The 17,855-nt window shown below is 69.4% G+C and carries 15 protein-coding genes, 1 tRNA gene and 1 riboswitch; of the genes, 4 read left to right on the forward strand and 12 right to left on the reverse strand.

What is annotated here, in order from left to right; all coding sequences use genetic code 11:
• Nucleotides 1-59: 59 nt before the first annotated feature.
• Both AC068B_RS16560 and AC068B_RS16565 read right to left on the reverse strand, forming a co-directional pair.
• On the reverse strand, nt 60-989 hold the full coding sequence (locus AC068B_RS16560; protein WP_055567671.1) for a Bax inhibitor-1/YccA family protein: 930 nt from the start codon (nt 987-989) through the stop codon (nt 60-62).
• A 446-nt stretch (nt 990-1,435) separates the two neighbouring features.
• Nucleotides 1,436-1,518 (reverse strand) — tRNA-Leu (locus tag AC068B_RS16565).
• A gap of 412 nt (nt 1,519-1,930) precedes the next feature.
• Here AC068B_RS16565 and AC068B_RS16570 point away from each other — a divergent pair.
• Together AC068B_RS16570 and AC068B_RS16575 are read left to right on the forward strand one after the other, a co-directional pair.
• The gene (locus tag AC068B_RS16570) at nt 1,931-2,701 is read left to right on the forward strand and encodes an ABC transporter ATP-binding protein (RefSeq protein WP_468563374.1); all 771 of its coding nucleotides are present in this window, start codon (nt 1,931-1,933) and stop codon (nt 2,699-2,701) included.
• Nucleotides 2,702-2,855: 154 nt separating this feature from the next.
• Nucleotides 2,856-5,375 (forward strand): ABC transporter permease, encoded by a 2,520-nt coding sequence (locus AC068B_RS16575; RefSeq protein WP_478672216.1) that lies wholly within the window; start codon nt 2,856-2,858, stop codon nt 5,373-5,375.
• 72 nt (nt 5,376-5,447) lie between these two features.
• Here the strand turns inward: AC068B_RS16575 and AC068B_RS16580 are convergent, their stop codons facing one another.
• Together AC068B_RS16580 and AC068B_RS16585 are read right to left on the reverse strand one after the other, a co-directional pair.
• The gene (locus tag AC068B_RS16580; RefSeq protein WP_478672218.1) at nt 5,448-6,755 is read right to left on the reverse strand and encodes a class I SAM-dependent methyltransferase; all 1,308 of its coding nucleotides are present in this window, start codon (nt 6,753-6,755) and stop codon (nt 5,448-5,450) included.
• Between the two features lie 224 nt (nt 6,756-6,979).
• The gene (locus AC068B_RS16585) at nt 6,980-8,380 is read right to left on the reverse strand and encodes an NAD(P)/FAD-dependent oxidoreductase (RefSeq protein ID WP_359346320.1); all 1,401 of its coding nucleotides are present in this window, start codon (nt 8,378-8,380) and stop codon (nt 6,980-6,982) included.
• Between the two features lie 490 nt (nt 8,381-8,870).
• Between AC068B_RS16585 and AC068B_RS16590 the strand changes: the two genes are divergently transcribed.
• On the forward strand, nt 8,871-9,143 hold the full coding sequence (locus AC068B_RS16590) for a type II toxin-antitoxin system Phd/YefM family antitoxin (RefSeq protein WP_478672219.1): 273 nt from the start codon (nt 8,871-8,873) through the stop codon (nt 9,141-9,143).
• Nucleotides 9,140-9,409: a type II toxin-antitoxin system RelE/ParE family toxin gene (locus tag AC068B_RS16595; RefSeq protein WP_169138979.1), complete on the forward strand. Its 270-nt coding sequence runs from the start codon at nt 9,140-9,142 to the stop codon at nt 9,407-9,409. The genes AC068B_RS16590 and AC068B_RS16595 overlap by 4 nt, the downstream gene beginning before the upstream one ends.
• Before the next feature lie 12 nt (nt 9,410-9,421).
• Here AC068B_RS16595 and AC068B_RS16600 read toward each other — a convergent pair whose 3' ends face one another.
• The 8 genes from AC068B_RS16600 to AC068B_RS16635 form a co-directional block, all read right to left on the reverse strand.
• Nucleotides 9,422-10,375 carry a Ppx/GppA phosphatase family protein gene (locus AC068B_RS16600; protein ID WP_478672220.1) on the reverse strand — a complete coding sequence of 318 codons (954 nt, stop codon included), beginning with the start codon at nt 10,373-10,375 and terminating at the stop codon, nt 9,422-9,424.
• Nucleotides 10,372-10,905 (reverse strand): DUF501 domain-containing protein, encoded by a 534-nt coding sequence (locus AC068B_RS16605; RefSeq protein WP_468563397.1) that lies wholly within the window; start codon nt 10,903-10,905, stop codon nt 10,372-10,374. The genes AC068B_RS16600 and AC068B_RS16605 overlap by 4 nt, the downstream gene beginning before the upstream one ends.
• 21 nt (nt 10,906-10,926) lie before the next feature.
• On the reverse strand, nt 10,927-11,406 hold the full coding sequence (locus tag AC068B_RS16610) for an FtsB family cell division protein (protein ID WP_356263016.1): 480 nt from the start codon (nt 11,404-11,406) through the stop codon (nt 10,927-10,929).
• Nucleotides 11,407-11,530: 124 nt separating this feature from the next.
• Nucleotides 11,531-12,817, reverse strand: coding sequence for a phosphopyruvate hydratase (eno, locus tag AC068B_RS16615; protein ID WP_478672221.1), 1,287 nt, complete (start codon nt 12,815-12,817; stop codon nt 11,531-11,533).
• Between the two features lie 317 nt (nt 12,818-13,134).
• Nucleotides 13,135-13,842, reverse strand: coding sequence for a transglycosylase family protein (locus tag AC068B_RS16620; protein ID WP_478672223.1), 708 nt, complete (start codon nt 13,840-13,842; stop codon nt 13,135-13,137).
• Nucleotides 13,843-13,846: 4 nt separating this feature from the next.
• Nucleotides 13,847-13,993: riboswitch (cyclic di-AMP (ydaO/yuaA leader) on the reverse strand.
• A gap of 194 nt (nt 13,994-14,187) precedes the next feature.
• Nucleotides 14,188-15,270: a LysM peptidoglycan-binding domain-containing protein gene (locus AC068B_RS16625; protein WP_478672224.1), complete on the reverse strand. Its 1,083-nt coding sequence runs from the start codon at nt 15,268-15,270 to the stop codon at nt 14,188-14,190.
• A gap of 138 nt (nt 15,271-15,408) precedes the next feature.
• Complete coding sequence (locus tag AC068B_RS16630) at nt 15,409-16,701, reverse strand: cytochrome P450 family protein (protein WP_478672225.1); 1,293 nt, start codon at nt 16,699-16,701, stop codon at nt 15,409-15,411.
• Nucleotides 16,702-16,823: 122 nt separating this feature from the next.
• Complete coding sequence (locus tag AC068B_RS16635) at nt 16,824-17,852, reverse strand: nucleoside triphosphate pyrophosphohydrolase (RefSeq protein ID WP_478672227.1); 1,029 nt, start codon at nt 17,850-17,852, stop codon at nt 16,824-16,826.
• Nucleotides 17,853-17,855 lie beyond the last annotated feature (3 nt).

Here is a 17,855-nt window from a genome sequence, read left to right on the forward strand (position 1 = left end):
CCGGTCCGCGGGCCCTTCGGTGCTGTGCGCCTCAGCGGGTGGGCGCCTCAGCCGTACGACTAGTCGTTGCCCGAGAAGATCGCGATCAGGCGCAGGAACTCCATGTAGATCCAGACGAGCGTCATCGTCAGACCGAACGCGGCGAGCCAGGCCTCTTCCTTCGGCGCGCCATAGGCGATGCCGTCCTCGACCTGCTTGAAGTCCAGGGCCAGGAAGCAGGCGCCGAGCAGGATGCCGACGATGCCGAACACGATGCCGAGGCCACCGCTGCGGAAGCCGAGGCCGTCACCGCCGCCGAAGACCATGAACAGCAGGTTCACCGCGGTCAGCAGCAGGAAGCCCATCGCGGCGGCCATCACGAAGCCGTAGAAGCGACGGTTGACGCGGATCCAGCCCGCCTTGTACGCCACGAGGACGCCGATGAAGACGGCCATCGTGCCGAGCACGGCCTGCATGGCCGCGCCGCTGGCGATGCGGTTGTCGACGACGCTGGAGACGACGCCGAGGAAGACACCCTCCAGGGCGGCATACGTCAGGATCAGCGCGGGCGAGGCCTTGCGCTTGAAGGCCTGGACGAGGCCCAGGACCATCGCGATGAGGCCTGCGCCGATGGCGATGCCGTACGACTTGCTGATGTTGGCGTCGTCCACCGGCAGCAGCGCCCAGGCGAGCGCGGCCGTCACCACGAGGGTGCCGAGCGTGGTCGCGGTACGCATGACGACGTCGTCCATCGTCATGCGTCCCGCGGTGGTCACGGGCGCCTGGGGCGCGCCGTGCTGCAGGTCCTGCTGGGCGTACGGGTTTGTGGCGTAGGGGTTGCCCGCGGGGGCCTGCTGGCCGGCGTACGGATTGCCCTGCGCGTACGGGTTGCCCTGTTGGGTCTGGGTCGCGCCCGCGGGTCCCCCGGCCTGCGGCTGCTGGCCGAAGCCGGCGAAGCCGTTGTCGCGGCTGAACCCCCGTCGCGAGAAGACCGGGTTACTGCTCCTCATTTCACTCCTCCATGGCCACCGTGTGTGGCTTTGCCTCAAGAGTAATGCGTAGGCAAAGGGGTGAGCCTAGTGCCTGGGGAGGATCTTTCCCTCACTGTGACGGAGAACGCTCGACAAGGGGCCCACTGTTCCCGGATCGGTACCGTTACGCCGCTCGGGTGGCCCGGCGGGGTAGTAACAGTCCGTATTGGCGTCGCTACGGTTTCATCGCGGCCGTGCGGCCCGGGGCGGGGGTCCCACCCGAGGGTCGAAGGTCGGGGGCCAAGAGCATGATCGTCAACACCGTTGCTCGGCACTTGAACTGACGAGCCATCAGATAAACGCGCCCACGCCGTGGTCGACCCTCGGCGTAAAAGGTGTGGACGATCATGATCGAGAGGGCACCCTGAACCGCCACAAAGCACTCAGAAGCCGCACGCACGGCGGCGACGGCAGTGCAGCGGATGTGCCCGGAGCCGGACTCGAACCGGCACGCCCCCGAGGGGCAGCGAGGTTTAAGCTCGCCGTGTCTGCATTCCACCATCCGGGCAGGCCATGGGCTCCGCGTCGAGGCTTCGACCCTATCGGGAGGCATCCCCCGAACAGCGGAAGGGCAGCCCGATGTTGTCTTATTTTATTGACGTCTGAGGGTGCATCAGTCGCGGTCACGGTCCGTTGGTACATGCCGGAGGCCTTTCCGCGGGCGCGGCCGGTCTCGTGGGCCTCTGCACGGAATGACGGAATTTAGCCGCCCAGACGCTCCCGGTCCCGCTTTCTCCCTCTTCTTCTCCCTCTCCTCCTCCCCGCGTCAGGGATACGTGTCATCCCCAGGTATGACAGGCCGACCTCAAGTCCGACTGGAGAGGGCCACGGGAACCGGAACAGCGGCTGACTACAGGGCACTGATCGGCCAGGACGATTGAGTACGTCCCCACTCGTCGTCCCGACAGGAGCATCGCCCCGTGACCACCACCCCCTTCGCCGCCCGCGCCACCGCCGTGGCAGCGCGCGCCACGGATCTTTCCAAGGTGTACGGACAGGGCGAGACCCAGGTGGTCGCCCTGGACCATGTCTCCGTCGACTTCGGGCAGGGCGAGTTCACCGCGATCATGGGTCCCTCCGGATCCGGCAAGTCGACCCTGATGCACTGCGTCGCCGGTCTGGACAGCTTCAGCTCCGGCTCCGTGCGCATCGGCGACACCGAGCTGTCCACGCTCAAGGACAAGCAGCTCACCAAGCTCCGCCGGGACAAGATCGGCTTCATCTTCCAGGCGTTCAACCTGCTGCCGACGCTGACGGCCCTGGAGAACATCACGCTGCCCATGGACATCGCGGGCCGCAAGCCGAACAAGCAGTGGCTCGAGCAGGTCATCGAGATGGTCGGCCTCTCCGGGCGCCTGAGCCACCGGCCCACCGAGCTCTCGGGCGGCCAGCAGCAGCGGGTGGCCGTCGCCCGTGCGCTCGCCTCCCAGCCGGAGATCATCTTCGGTGACGAGCCGACCGGAAACCTCGACTCGCGCTCGGGCGCGGAGGTCCTCGGCTTCCTGCGCAACTCCGTGCGCGACCTCGGCCAGACCGTCGTGATGGTCACGCACGACCCGGTGGCGGCGTCGTACGCGGACCGCGTGATCTTCCTCGCGGACGGGCGGGTCGTCGACGAGATGCACGGGCCGACGGCGGACGGGGTGCTCGACCGGATGAAGCACTTCGACGCGAAGGGCCGGACCAGCTAGCGGCCACTCGGCCTCGGGCGGTCCCCTCACCGCCGCAGAGGTCAGGCATCAGTCGGGGCTGCGGGCCGTTCGTGGCTTGTCGCGCAGTTCCCCGCGCCCCTGGGCAGGCCCCTTCGGGGCACTTCCCCCCTTCACTTCACCTGGACTCACACCCATGTTCCGTACCGCCCTGCGCAACGTGCTCGCGCACAAGGCCAGGCTGCTGATGACCGTGCTCGCCGTCATGCTCGGCGTCGCGTTCGTCTCCGGCACCCTGGTCTTCACCGACACCTTCGGCAACGCCTACAAGAACAAGTCGGCGAAGAGCTTCGACCACGTCTCCGTCGCCATCCAGTCCGACGGCGGCTCCTCCGACGAGGACGGCGAGACCAAGGAGCCCGCCCGCCTCACCGACGGCCTCCTGAAGAAGGCCGGGTCCCTGCCCGGCGCCGACTCCGCCATCGGCTCCGTCAGCGGCTTCACCGCGCTCGCCGACAAGAACGGCAAGCTCGTGGGCGGCGAGTGGGGCACCACCGGCACCAACTACTACCCGGCCAAGGACGGCAAGGACCCCCGGTACGACTTCACCAAGGGCGGCGCCCCGAAGTCCGGCGCCGACATCGCCCTCGACTCCCGCACCGCCGAGCGCACCGGCTTCAAGGTGGGCGACACCGTCCGCTACTCCACCGACGGCCCCGTGCACACCGCCAAGGTCAGCGGGATCTTCGACACCGACGACGGCAGCGTCGTCGCGGGCGGCAGCCTCGTCGTCCTCGACAACAAGACCGCGATGAAGGCGCTGAACAAGACCGAGTACGACGAGATCGACGTCAAGGCCGCCGGGGGCACCTCCGAGTCGGCGCTGAAGAGCTCGGTCGAGAAGATCCTGCCGAAGGACACGGACGCCGTCACCGGCGGTCAGCTCTCCGACGACCAGGAGCGGATGATCGAGCAGCAGACCAGCTCCATGAGCCAGGTCCTGCTGATCTTCGCCGGTATCGCGCTCTTCGTCGGCATCTTCATCATCGCCAACACCTTCACCATGCTGGTCGCCCAGCGCACCAAGGAGCTCGCGCTCATGCGGGCCGTCGGCGCCTCGCGCCGCCAGGTGACGCGCTCCGTGCTCATCGAGGCGTTCCTCGTCGGCCTGGTCGCCGCCGTGGCCGGATTCGGGCTCGGCCTTGGTGTCTCCGTCGGCCTGGAGGCCCTGATGAACTCCGGCGGCGCCTCGCTGCCGGACGGCCCCCTCGTCATCGCCCCGACGACGATCGTGGCGGCGCTCCTGATCGGCGTGGTCGTGACCATGCTGGCCGCCTGGCTGCCGGGCCGCCGCGCCGCGAAGATCCCGCCGGTCGCCGCGATGAACAGCGTCCACGCGACGCCCACCACGCGCGGCCTGGTCGTCCGCAACACCCTCGGCTCGCTCATCGTGGCGCTCGGCGCGGTCATGATGTTCATGGACGACAACTACGTGATGGCGGGTGGCGCGGCCACCATCCTCGTCGGCGTCATCGTCCTCACCCCGCTGCTCTCCCGGCCCTTCATCGCGGCCTCCGCGCCGCTCCTGAAGCCGTTCGGCGTCACCGGCAAGCTGTCGCGCCTCAACTCGGTGCGCAACCCGCGCCGCACGGCCTCCACCGCCTCGGCCCTGATGATCGGCCTCACCCTCATCACCGCGATGACGGTCATCGCGGTGTCCATGGGCAGCGCCATCAACAAGATGGCCGCAGGCTCCATGAAGGCCGACTACAGCGTCTCCATGGCGAACTTCGAGGCGCTGACCCCCGAGGTCCGCCAGAAGCTGGACAAGATCCCCGAGGTCGAGGCGAGCACCCCGCTGCGCACCGCGTACGGCGAGGCGGACGGCAGCTACTCGGTCATCAACGGCGTCGACCCGAAGACGTTCGGCAAGCTCGTCGGCCTCGACTTCACCAGCGGCTCGATCGACGGTCTGAAGGCAGGCACCGCGCTGGTCGACGCCGACACGGCGAAGGACAAGGGCCTCAAGGCGGGCGACACCTTCCCGCTGAAGTTCGACGCCGACGGCAAGACCGTCCAGTTGAAGGTCGCGGGCGTCTACGAGGGCAACGAGATGCTCAACGGCCTCTTCGCGCCGACGTCCGTCGTCGACCCGCACCTCTCCAAGCTGGTCGACAAGCAGGTCCTGGTGAAGATGAAGGGCGGCCCGTCGGACCAGGCCGAGAACGCCATCATCAAGGCCCTCGGCGACAACCCGGCCATCACCGTCCAGGACAAGGACGATGTCAGCAACGCGGTGGCGGGCGGCATCAACATGATCCTGAACATGCTGTACGGCCTCCTCGGCATGGCCATCCTGATCGCGGTGCTCGGCGTCATCAACACGCTGGCGATGTCGGTCTTCGAGCGCAAGCACGAGATCGGCATGCTGCGGGCCATCGGTCTGGACCGTGCGAAGGTCAAGCAGATGGTGCGCCTGGAGTCGGTCGTGATCTCGCTGTTCGGCGCGGTGCTCGGCATCGGCCTCGGGCTCTTCATGGGCTGGGCCGTGGGCGGCAGCATCTCCGAGAAGGTCGCCACGTACTCGATGGAGATCCCGGTCGGCCGGATCGTGATCTTCCTGGCCATCGCGGCCGTGGTCGGTGTCATGGCCGCGGTCTGGCCCGCCCGCAGCGCGGCGCGGCTGAACCCGCTGATGGCGATCAAGAGCGAGTAGCCGCGCAGGCGAGAGCGGTACGTGAAGGGGCCCCGGACGTCGACGACGCGTCCGGGGCCCACTTACGTAGGCCTACCGCCAGTCGCGGGCCCGCAGCGGCATCCCCGAGGCACCGCTCTCGGGGGTGCGCACGGCCAGGACCTGGTTGACGCCGATGCGGTTGCGTTCGAAGGCCAGCGCGGAGGCGGCCATGTAGAGCCGCCAGATGCGGGCCCGGCCCGGCGAGGTCAGCCGCTGGCCCTCCGGCCAGCGCGCCTCCAGGTTCGCGACCCAGCGGCGCAGCGTGAGCGCGTAGTGCTCGCGGATGGTCTCCACGTCGCGGACCTCGAAGCCCGCCCGCTCCAGGAGCGAGACGGTGGTACCCACGGGCGCCAGCTCCCCGTCGGGGAAGACGTAGGCGTCGATGAACTCGTCCACGGAGTACGCCGTCTCGTCGGTCTGCGGCCGCCGGGCGATCTGGTGGTTCAGCAGCCGTCCGCCGGGGCGCAGGAGGGCGTACAGGTCGTTCGCGTACTCCAAATAGCGTTCGGCTCCGACGTGTTCGGCCATGCCGATGGAGCTGATGGCGTCATACGGTCCGTCGCGTACGTCGCGGTAGTCCTGGACGCGGATCTCGATCCGGTCCGTAAGGCCCTCCTCGGCGATCCGCTTTCGGGCGTAGGCGGCCTGCTCCTGGGAGAGGGTGACGCCCACGACGCGCACGCCGTGCTCGCGCGCCGCGTGCACCGCCATGGAGCCCCAGCCGCAGCCGACGTCGAGCAGGCGCATGCCGGGCTTGAGGGCGAGCTTGCGGGAGATGAGTTCGAGCTTGTCGCGCTGGGCGTCCTCAAGGGTGCCTTCGGGCGACTCCCAGTACGCGCACGAGTAGACCATCGAGGGGCCGAGCACCAGCTCGTAGAAGTCGTTGCCGACGTCGTAGTGGTGGCTGATGGCGCGGCGGTCGCTGCCCTTGGTGTGCAGGTGGAGGCGGCCGTGTCTGCGCATCTCCTCCGGGGGTGGAGCGGGCGGCAGGAAGGGCGCGGAGAGGGCGACGAGAGAGCGGACCCCGGCGCGGAACCGCGGGTCGCGCAGGGACTGCCGCAGGCTCTTGGAGTCCTCTTCCTGCTGGGGACCCCGCTCCCAGATCAACTCCGCCATGGCGTCCAGGGCTTCGTACAGATCCCCGTCGACGTCGAGGTCCCCGGCCACCCAGGCGCGGGCCAGGCCGAGCTCGCCGGGCTTCCACAGGATGTGGCGCAGGGCCCTGCGGTTGCGCACGACGAGGGCGGGGGCTCCCGGCGGGCCCGCCTCCGACCCGTCCCAGGCGCGGATACGTACCGGCAGTGGGGTTCCCATGAGCTGCTCGGCGAGGGTCTTCAGCCGCTGTGCGGCGTCCTGCATGGCGCACACCTCCGTGGATGGGTCCAACACCACGTAAACACCGAAGGGCGCCGTGCGCAGTCCCGTTGCCGCGTCACGGAAAGGCAAAAAAGATGCAGAGGGCACTTAGTTATCCGGCCGGTCGTGCGGCTGGTTGCGCGACTGGTTGCGGGACGGAGAAAAGCCCGAAGGGGCCACTCGCACCACGGATGGCGAGCGACCCCTTCAGGTTCGTGCTGAGGGCCTCAGGAAGCCTTGGCCTTCTCCTCGACGGGGGCGACCGTCGGCTCGGCCTTGGCGGCGGGCTTCGGAGCGGGCTTGGCCGCCTCGTAGAACTCCTCGCGCGGCGTCTCCATGGCGCCGAGCGAGACGACCTCGCGCTTGAGGAACATGCCCAGCGTCCAGTCCGCGAAGACGCGGATCTTGCGGTTGAACGTCGGCATCGCCATGCCGTGGTACGCGCGGTGCATGTACCAGGCGAGACGGCCCTTGAGCTTGATCTTCATCTTGCCCATGACGATCATCGCGACGCCCTTGTGCAGGCCGAGACCGGCGACCGCACCCTTGTTGGCGTGGCTGTACTCCTTCTGCGGGAAGCCCCGCATGCCGGAGATCACGTTGTCGCCGAGGACCTTGGCCTGACGCAGCGCGTGCTGGGCGTTCGGCGGGCACCAGGCGTTCTCGTTGCCGGCCTTGCGGCCGACCATGTCCGGCACCTGGGCGTTGTCGCCCGCGGCCCAGATGTAGTCGGTGCCCTGGACCTGGAGGGTCGTCTGGGTGTCGACGTGGCCACGGGGGCCGAGCGGCAGACCGAAGCGGGACAGCGCCGGGTTGGGCTTGACGCCCGCGGTCCACACGATGGTGTTGGAGTCGACCTCGAGGCCGTTGTTCAGGACCACGTGGCCGTCCACGCAGGAGTCCATGCCGGTCTTCAGGTAGACCTCGACGCCGCGGCCCTCAAGGTGCTCCTTGCCGTAGGCGCCCAGCTTCGGGCCCACCTCGGGAAGGATCTTGTCGGCGACGTCGACCAGCACGAAGCGCATGTCCTCGCGCTTCACGTTGTTGTAGTACTTGGCCGCGTCGCGGGCCATGTCCTCGACCTCACCGATGGTCTCCGCACCCGCGAAGCCACCGCCGACGAAGACGAAGGTGAGAGCCTTGCGGCGGACCTCTTCGTCCGTCGTGGAGTCAGCCTTGTCGAGCTGCTCGAGGACGTGGTTGCGCAGGCCGATGGCCTCCTCGATGCCCTTCATGCCGATGCCCTGCTCGGCGAGGCCGGGGATCGGGAAGGTGCGGGAGACCGCGCCCATCGCGATGACGAGGTAGTCGAAAGGCAGCTCGTACGCCTCGCCGACGAGCGGCGCGATCGTGGCTACCTTGCGGTCCTGGTCGATGGTGGTGACCCGGCCGGTGAGTACCTCGGCCCTCGGGAGTACGCGTCGCAGCGGTACGACGACGTGCCGAGGCGAGATGCTGCCGGCGGCGGCTTCGGGGAGGAAAGGCTGGTAGGTCATGTACGACCGGGGGTCGACGACCGTGACGGTCGCCTCTCCGAAGCGCATCTTCTTGAGAATGCGCCGAGCTGCGTACAGGCCTACGTACCCACCGCCTACTACGAGGATCCTGGGACGCTCCGTGGTGCTCATGCCATCGAGTATCCACCTGCCCGCCGGGGGTCGCTCGTGCGCCCCTTCACAAGCATGCCAAGGGCCTCTGCTACACTTCGCCGCCCACGTGACCCAGGTCATGGTGCCCGTGGGGAACCACGGTGTCACGCGAGTCGTTGTGCACCCCTTGTGAGCTGCACTCCGAGGCCCTGCCCCGAACGAACCGGGCCCCCTCGTCACACTCCCGCCACCCGCACGAAGCATCCCCGTTACAGGCCCGACCCTTCGGAATGCCCCCTTTAGGTGGCCGAACACCGAGGAACCTCGTCCATCAGGGCCGTTTTCCTTGTGAAGAACTTCACGAAGTTTCCCGACGGAGTGTCGCCGGAGGGCCTTTGGACCCCCCTGGCGACCGCTCAGACGCTACAGGACGCGCTCAGGCGATGGCCCGCCGGTGCCGTCGAGGATGGCTCACGAACGCGACTCCTGCGCCTGGCGGCGTGTACACGCAAACGCGTACACTGAGTCCATGACCGAGAACACCGCGACCGTCAGAGACGCACGCGCACACCTCGCGAAACACATCAACCAGGCCGAGGAAGGCACCGCGACCGTCATCACACGCAACGGTGCGCCGGTTGCCGCAGTCGTGCCAATCGCCGACTTCGAAGCATTGGAAGACGCGGCGGACGTGATGCTGGCCCGTGAAGCGGAAGCAGTTCTGGCCGACGGCGAGCCCACGATTTCGATGGCCGAGCTGCTGGCGGACCTGTTCAGCGAGCGCGGTGAAGGCACCGCGTGAAGTACGCGTTCCGGTTCACCACAGCAGCACAGCGGCAGATCCGGGCCATCGACCGACCCGAAGCCATGCGCATCCTGACCGCACTGACCGCCCTCGGCGACGATCCGTACCGCGAGGACGCCGACATCAAGAAGCTCACCGGCCCCTCGGGGCTCTACCGGCTCCGAGTCGGCAACTACAGGGTCGCGTACCAGATCAACGACGGGGAACTCGTCATCCTCGTCGTCAAAGTGGGCGACCGGCGGGACGTCTACCGCAACCTGTAGCGCCCTCTCCTCCTACCACGCATCGAGTGCCGTGTGGATCGCGATCCCGTCCAGGATGTCGTGCTCGCTCACCACGACTTCCCGGGCGCCGACCCTGTCCATGATCGCCAGCAGCACGAGGGCGCCCGACGCGATGACGTCGACCCGGCCCGGGTGCATCACCGGGATCGCGGCGCGCTCCGCGTGGGTGGCGTGGGTCAGGCGGTCCACGATCGCGTTGACCTGGTCGTACGGGATGCGGGCGTGGTGGATCGCCTGTGAGTCGTACTCGTCGAGGTCCAGGGCGATTGCCGCGATCGTGGTGACCGAGCCCGCTAGGCCGACCAGCGTGCGGGCCTCCTTGAGCGGGACGGTGCGTTCGGCGAGGTCCAGGGCGGCCTCGATGTCCGCGCGGATCGCGTCGAGCTGCTCGGGCGCAGGGGGGTCGGTGACCGCGCCGTCGCGCACGAGGTGCCGCTCGGTCATGCGGACGCAGCCGACGTCGACCGAGCGGGCGGCCTCCACCCGGTCCGTGCCGACCACGAACTCCGTGGAGCCGCCGCCGATGTCCACGACGAGATAGGGCTTGGCCAGGTCGTCGCGGCCCGCCAGTTCCTTGGTCGCGCCGGCGAAGGAGAACTCCGCCTCCTGATCGCCGGTGATGACCTCCGGCTCGACGCCCAGGATGTCCAGGACGCCCCGGACGAAGTCGTCGCGGTTCTCGGCGTCGCGGGACGCGGACGTGGCGACGAAGCGGATGCGCTCGGCGCCGTGCTCCTTGATGACCGCGGCGTACTCACGGCAGGCCGCGAAGGTGCGGTCCAGGGCCTCCTGAGCGAGGCGGCCCGTCCTGTCCACGCCCTGGCCGAGCCGGACGATCGTCATCCGGCGGTCCAGGTCGACCAGCTCGCCGGTCTCCGGGTCGGCGTCCGCGACCAGGAGCCTGATGGAGTTCGTGCCGCAGTCGATGGCGGCGACCCGGGTCACTCGGCACCCTCAGTGGCGCACGGCGTGACGCACGGGCCCTTCGCCCACCACTCCGGCAGCATCGCGATGGCCTCGTCGCCCAGCGGGTTCACACCGGGCCCCGCGGCCAGGGAGTGGCCGACCAGCACGTGCAGGCACTTCACGCGGTCCGGCATGCCGCCCGCGCTCGGGAAGCCCTCCAGGACCTCGATGGCGTCGCGCCGCGCGATGTAGTCCTCGTGCGCGGCACGGTACTGCTTCGCCAGCTCCTCGTCCGTGGTGAGCCGCTCCGACATCTCCTTCATCACGCCGTTCGCCTCCAGCGTGCCGATCGCGGAGGCGGCCCGCGGGCACGTCAGGTAGTACGTCGTGGGGAAGGGCGTCCCGTCCGGGAGGCGCGGCGCCGTCTCCACGACGTCCGGCTGTCCGCAGGGGCAGCGGTGCGCGATGGCCCGCAGGCCGCGCGGCGGGCGGCCGAGCTGCTGCTTGAAGGCCTCGACGTCGGCGTCGGTGGGCTCGGTGCGCGGGGTGCTCGGCGGGGGCGTTTCCATGCCTGTCTTTCGTGTCAGTGGTCAGTCGTCGGGTCGGTCGGCCTTGTCGACGCCGTCCCAGACGTTCGAGTACCAGGGGCGCGTCGCCGCCCCCTGGTCCGCACGGCGGCTCTTCGCCGCCGCGGGGTCGATCACCGTGAACCCGGTCTCGCCGGGCATCACGTAGTGCAGGCGGTCGCGGACGCGCTGCTCCGCATACGCGTCGTCCTGCCAGCGGGCCTTCTCGTCGCGCAGCTTCTCGACGTCCGCGCGGTGCTCGGCCTGCTGCCTGCGCAGGTCGTCGATCTCGGCGCGCTGCGAGACGTACTGCCTTATCGGGTACGCGAGCGCGACGACCAGCGAGCAGAGCACGAGCGCGAGGAGCGCGGCGCGGCCGGTGAGCCGGGAGCGGCGCGCCTGCCGCTTGGTCTGGGAGCGGTAGACGCGCTCCGCGGTCTGCTCGCCGAGCAGCCGCAGGCGGGTCGCGGTGGAGAACCGGTCCTTGGTCCCGGCCTTGGCCATGGTTCCGCCTCCCCAGAGCTGCGCGTATACGTGCGTACGTCCCCGCACACGGTACGGGACCGGATGCGGGGACGTACGTAACTACGTGCCTGGGAGAGCTGCCTGCTCAGTCAGGTGCCGAAGCTCAGCCCTTGAAGCGCGGGAAGGCCGAGCGACCGGCGTAGACCGCCGCGTCGTCGAGGATCTCCTCGATGCGCAGGAGCTGGTTGTACTTGGCGACGCGGTCCGAGCGGGCCGGGGCACCGGTCTTGATCTGGCCGCAGTTCACGGCGACCGCGAGGTCGGCGATGGTGACGTCCTCGGTCTCGCCGGAGCGGTGCGACATCATGCACTTGAAGCCGTTGCGCTGGGCCATCTCGACGGCGTCCAGGGTCTCGGTCAGCGAACCGATCTGGTTGACCTTGACGAGCAGGGCGTTGGCGGAGCCCTCCTCGATGCCGCGGGCCAGGCGCTCCGGGTTGGTGACGAAGAGGTCGTCGCCGACGATCTGGACCTTGTCGCCCAGGCGCTCGGTGATGACGTTCCAGCCGGCCCAGTCGTCCTCGTACAGCGGGTCCTCGATGGAGACCAGCGGGTACGCGGAGACGAGCTCCTCGTAGTACTCGGTCATCTCCGCGGCCGAGCGGGACTTGCCCTCGAACTCGTACTTGCCGTCCTTGTAGAACTCGGACGCGGCGACGTCGAGCGCGAGGCCGATCTGCTCGCCGGGGACGTAACCGGCCTGCTTGATGGCCTCGATGATGAGGTCGAGCGCGGCGCGGTTGGAGTCCAGGTTCGGGGCGAAGCCGCCCTCGTCGCCGAGGCCCGTGGACAGGCCCTTGGTCTTCAGCACCTTCTTGAGGGTGTGGTAGACCTCGGCGCCCCAGCGAAGGGCCTCGGAGAAGGACTCCGCGCCGATCGGGGCGATCATGAACTCCTGGATGTCGACATTCGAGTCGGCGTGCGACCCGCCGTTCAGGATGTTCATCATCGGGACGGGCAGCAGGTGCGCGTTCGGGCCGCCGAGGTAGCGGAACAGCGGCAGGTCGCTGGCCTCGGAGGCGGCGTGCGCGACGGCGAGCGAGACGCCGAGGATGGCGTTGGCGCCGAGCGAGCCCTTGTTGTCGGTGGCGTCCAGGTCGAACATGGCCTGGTCGATCAGGCGCTGCTCGGTGGCGTCGTAGCCGACGAGCTCCGGGCCGATCTGCTCGATGACGGCGAGGACGGCCTTCTCGACACCCTTGCCCATGTAACGGTTGGGGTCACCGTCACGGAGTTCGATGGCCTCGAAAGCACCGGTGGAGGCACCGGACGGAACGGCGGCACGACCGGTGCTGCCGTCGTCGAGGCCGACCTCGACCTCGACCGTGGGGTTGCCTCGGGAGTCCAGGATTTCCCGGGCTACGACGACGTCGATGGACGGCACGAGCATCTCCTTCTGGGATGTGACGCATTTACGCGGGCCGCGTCGGCCCTGCGTCTCCTGAGCCTAACGGGCTCCGGGCCTTCGGCCAGCCGACCGCCCGTCCCCTGGGACGGACGAGGGCCCAAATACCTTGGAAACCGGGCGTAAGGCCACGTTTTCTACTCGCTAGTAGCGAACAGCGGAGGGCCGACGCGGGGGCGGACGCGGGGGCAGACATGGCCCCGCCCCGGTGCGTACGGGGGATACGCGCACCGGGGCGGGGAGCCCGTGGGGACGGGGGTACGGCCGTGCGTCCGCCGAGGCACGGCCGCTACCGGGTGGGGTCAGCTCAGGTGGAGCTGCTGGCCCGGGTAGATCATGTCGGCGTTGTCGATGATGTCGCCGTTGAGCTTGTAGACCTTGTGCCAGCCGCCCTTGACGTGCTTGGCCTCGGCGATCTTGGACAGGGTGTCGCCCGTCTTGACCTTGTACTCGCCGTCGCCCTTCTTGACCGTCTTGCCGGTCGGGGTCTCGACGGTCTTCTTGGTCTCGGTCTGCGGCGTGGGCTGCGGCTTCGGCGCGGCCTGCTGCTGCGGGGCCTGCTGCGTCTGCTGCGGCTTCGGCGCGGCCTGCTGCTGCTGCGGGGCCTGCTCCTGCGAGCCGCCGCCGCTGCTGGGCGAGGCGCCCGAGAGGCCGACGCCACAGCTCGGCCAGGCACCCTTGCCCTGGCCCGCGAGGACCTTCTCGGCGATCTCGATCTGCTGGGCCTTGGAGGCCTTGTCGGCGGTCGGCGCGTACTTCGTACCGCCGTACGCGGCCCAGGTGGACGGCGAGAACTGCACGCCGCCCTGGTAACCGTTGCCGGTGTTGATCGACCAGTTGCCGCCGGACTCGCACTGGGCGACGGCGTCCCACTCGGCACCGGTGGCGGCGGAGGCCGAACCAGCGGCCATCAGCGGGGCGGCCACGGCGGCACCGGTGACACCGGCGAGCGTGACGACACGGGTGGCCTTGGACGGACGGCGGTGCTTGCCCTTGCTGGAAAACAGCATGAGTTGATCCCCTCACCGACGCCTGCGAGGTGAGCTGTCGGGTTCGGGCCGATGTGGTTGCCCGGCCGCGCTCCTTGAGCGCGGCTTCACCCCTAGCCGTTTCCGGCACTTACCTTGGGTCCCCCGCTCCTGCCTACGGCGCTCAAAGCGACGACTGTTCCCGTCCGGCCGTTGGCAGGATTCGGCGTACCGACCGGCGGGGCCCACCAGTGGCGAGCGGTGACGACCGTAGACACGCGATCGCCGGAATTTCAAAGACGATCAGGGCTTCTGAGACCCATCTCTCACTTGCGCCAAACCAGACATACGGCGCGAAGCCCCCACCCGACTCTTCGTCAACTTCCGTTACTTTTCGCCCAGATCGAGGCTCTGACCGGGGAGGATGAGGTCCGGGTCGCCCCCGACGGTCTTCTTGTTCTCGCTGTAGAGCTCGTGCCATCCGCCGTCGACGCCGAGGTCGTCCGCGATGACCGAGAGGCTGTCTCCGGAGCGCACCGTGTAGGCGCCATCGGCGACTCCGCCGGAGCGGTTCTCGCCGCGCGAGGCGTGCCGTCCGGAGCGGCCGTCCGCGCCCTCGCTCTCGTCCGCGCGGTCGCCGCGGTGGCGGCCCGCGGAGTCGTCGGAGCCGTCCGCCTCGTCGGCGGGGTCGGTCGACTTCTCGGGCGTGGGCGAAGTGGCGTCGTCCTCGCCCGACTTGCCGGAGTCGTCCTTCTTGCCGTCGGCCTTGCCATCGGCTTCGCCCTTGTCGTCCTTTTCGCCTGACTCGTCGTGATTCTTGTCTCGGGAGTCGTCGGCGCCGCTGGAGGGCTTCTCCGGGCCGTCGGACGGGTCGGCGGAGTCCGAGGGCTCACCGGCCTCCTCACCCTTGCCCTTGCCCTTGTCTGAGTCCTTGCCGGAGGCCTTGCCGGAGTCGTCGTCCGAGCCCTTGTCCGAGCCCTTGTCCGAGTCCTTGTCGCCCTTGGAGTCGTCGGAGCCGTCGGGGCCTGTCGAGCCGGACGGCTCGGAGGGCTTCGGCGTGACCGGGTCGCCCGGGTCCACGTCGGCCGCGGCGCCGTCCTGGGTGAGGCCCGCGATCGGGGCGCAGCTCGGCCAGGCGGCGGTGCCCTGGTCGTCGAGGATCTGCTCGGCGACGGCGATCTGCTGCGAGCGGCTCGCCTGGTCGGCGCTCGGCGCGTAGTCGAGGCCGCCGTACGCCTCCCAGTTCTCCTGGGAGAGCTGGAGGCCTCCGTAGTAGCCGCTGCCGGGGTTGGCGCTCCACGCGCCGCCGCTCTCGCACTCGGCGAGCTTCTCCCACGTCGTGGTGTCGGCGGCGCTCGCGCTCGTGGCGCCGAGCAGTGGGATGGCGATGGCTGATCCGGTGACTCCTGCCGCGACGATGATGGCCGGGGCTTGGCGGGGGCGTCGGTGACGACCAGAGCCGGAGAGCATGCGGGTGCCTTTCACGAGACTGCAGCGACGACTTGGGCGCCGGGGGCGCTCAAGTCGTCGTGAACGTAGTCGCAGTCGAACGCTTGTCACAAGTCGATGCAGCGGAGATCACGTGAACATCACAGTCGTGACGGGCCGTCAGTCGGACACCGTTGTCTGTGCGGTTGTGAACTTCACGGGCAGCGTGCGCAGTCCCCGCATGATCAGCCCGCCACGCCACCGCAAATCATCCGGTTCCGCCGCGAGTTGCAGGTCGGGAAGGCGTCGCAGCAGCGTCGTGAGGGCGGTCAGGCCCTCCAGGCGGGCGAGCGGAGCGCCCAGGCAGTAGTGGATTCCGTGCCCGTATCCGAGGTGTTGGTTGTCACTCCGGGAAAGGTCGAGGGTGTCGGGATCCTCGAACCGGGCGGGGTCGCGGTCCGCGGCGGCGAGCACGACGAGGACGGGGTCTCCGGCGGCGATATCCTGCCCGCCGATGGTGAGCGCCTCCGTCGCGAACCGCCACGTGGCGAGCTCGACGGGCCCGTCGTAACGGAGCAGTTCCTCGATGCCGGTCTCCAGGAGCCCGGTGTCGCCCTCCGCCAGCGCCTTCTGGAACCGGGCGCGCTGCTCGGGGTGGGTGAGGAGGGCGTACAGCCCGTTGCCGATCAGGTTGACCGTGGTCTCGAACCCGGCGAAGAGAAGGATGAAGGCCATGGCTGCGGCCTCGTTCTCGGTGAGGTGCTCGCCGTGGTCGGAGGCCTTGATGAGACCGGAGATGAGGTCGTCGCCGGGTTCGAGGCGCTTGCGGTGGATGAGCTCGGCGAGGTAGCCGCGCATCTTCTTGACCGACCGGGCGACGCCGCCGCGCGGGCCGCCGCCGTGCCGGATCATCATGCCCGCCCAGTCGCGGAAGTCGTCCTGGTCCTCGCGGGGGACGCCGAGGAGGTCGCAGATGGCGTAGATGGGGAGGGGGAAGGCGAACTCGTGGATGAGGTCGGCACTGCCCTCTGCCACGAACGTGTCGATGAGCTGGTCCGTCAGCTCCTGTACCCGGGGGGCGAATTCCGCGACGCGGCGTGGCGTGAAGGCCTTGGAGACGAGGCGGCGCAGCCGGGTGTGGTCCGGCGGGTCGATGTTGAGCAGATGCGTCATGAGGTTGGCGCTGCGCTCGCCCGGGATCCCGGTCTTGCTCTTCGCGTGCGCGGGCTCGTCGTGGTGGGCCGGGTTCTTGCTGAGCCGCTGGTCGGCGAGGGCCTGCTTGGCGTCCGCGTACCGGGTGACCAGCCATGCCTCGACCCCGCTGGGCAGCCGCTGCTTGCGTACGGGCTCGTGTGTGCGGAGCCAGGCGTATGCGGGGTAGGGGTCGGAGGCGAACTCCCAGGTGAAGAGTTCTGGCCCTTGGGCGGGGTCTGGCCCCTGGGCCTTGGGCGGGGGCGGCGGCTGGTCTTGCATGGGGTGACGGTATCCGGCGTCGGTGCGGTGTCGGGTGCGGGTTCGTCGTGGCTGGGCGCGCAGTTCCCCGCGCCCCTGGGCCCCTGGGCCCCTGGGCCCCTGGGGGACGCTAGGGGCTGCCCCTACTCCCCCGTGTTCTCCGCCGCGAGGATCGCGTCTCGGTATGTCCTCGCCGCTGCCCTCAGTGCTGCCTCCGGGTCCACGCCCTCCGCGTCGGCCCGCAGGGCCAGGGTGAGGAGGTCGTAGCCGATGCCCTCCCCCGTGGGGGGTCGCACCGTGAGGGCCGCCGTGCGGGCGCGGGAGGAGAGCTTGGCTGCCAAGGCCAGGGCGGGCTGGCCCAGGGGGATGCCCTCTGTGAGGGATGTGCGTCGCTTCTCCTCCGCCTTCGTGCGGAGCCAGTGTTCCCGTACGTCCTCGGGGGTCTGCGCCGAGTCGTCGCCGAAGACGTGCGGGTGGCGGTGGATCAGCTTCTCGACGATGGCGCCCGCGACGTCGTCGATGGAGAACACCTCGTCACCGCTCTCGCCGGACGCCTCCTCCGCGATCCTCGCGTGGAAGACGACCTGGAGCAGGACGTCGCCGAGCTCCTCGCGCAGCTCCTCCCTGTCGCCGTCCTCGATCGCCTCGACGAGTTCGTACGCCTCCTCGATCGCGTACTTCGCGAGGCCCTCGTGGGTCTGCTGGGAGGACCACGGGCACTCCTCGCGGATCCGGTCCATCACCTGGACCAGGTCGAGCAGGCGCGCGCCCGGCAAGTCGTACGACGCGGGGAGGAGCTCCAGGTCCGGCATGGCGACGCGGCCCGAGCCCGCGAGCCGGGCCAGGCCGTCCGTGAGCTGACGGTCGCCCTCGGCGGTGGCGACGACCAGGACCGTGCGGCCGCCCGCGCAGGCGTCGATCAGCTCCTGCGCGGTGGGCTCCGCCTGCTCGACCCGCACGCCCGCCTCCCGCAGATACGGCAGCTGCGGATGCGTGGCGTCGGCGCACAGCACCTCGTCGGCGTCGTGCAGCGCCTGCCAGGCGGGCCAGGACAGGAGGCCGGGCGCGACCCGGTGGCTGGTGGTCAGCAGGATCACGCGGCCGACGGACTCGTCGGCCGAAGCGGCGGAGTCTGCGGAGTCGGCCGGGGGCGGGGTCTCGGTCTGGTTCACCTG

It is taken from the genome of Streptomyces sp. NPDC042371 (assembly GCF_056437465.1).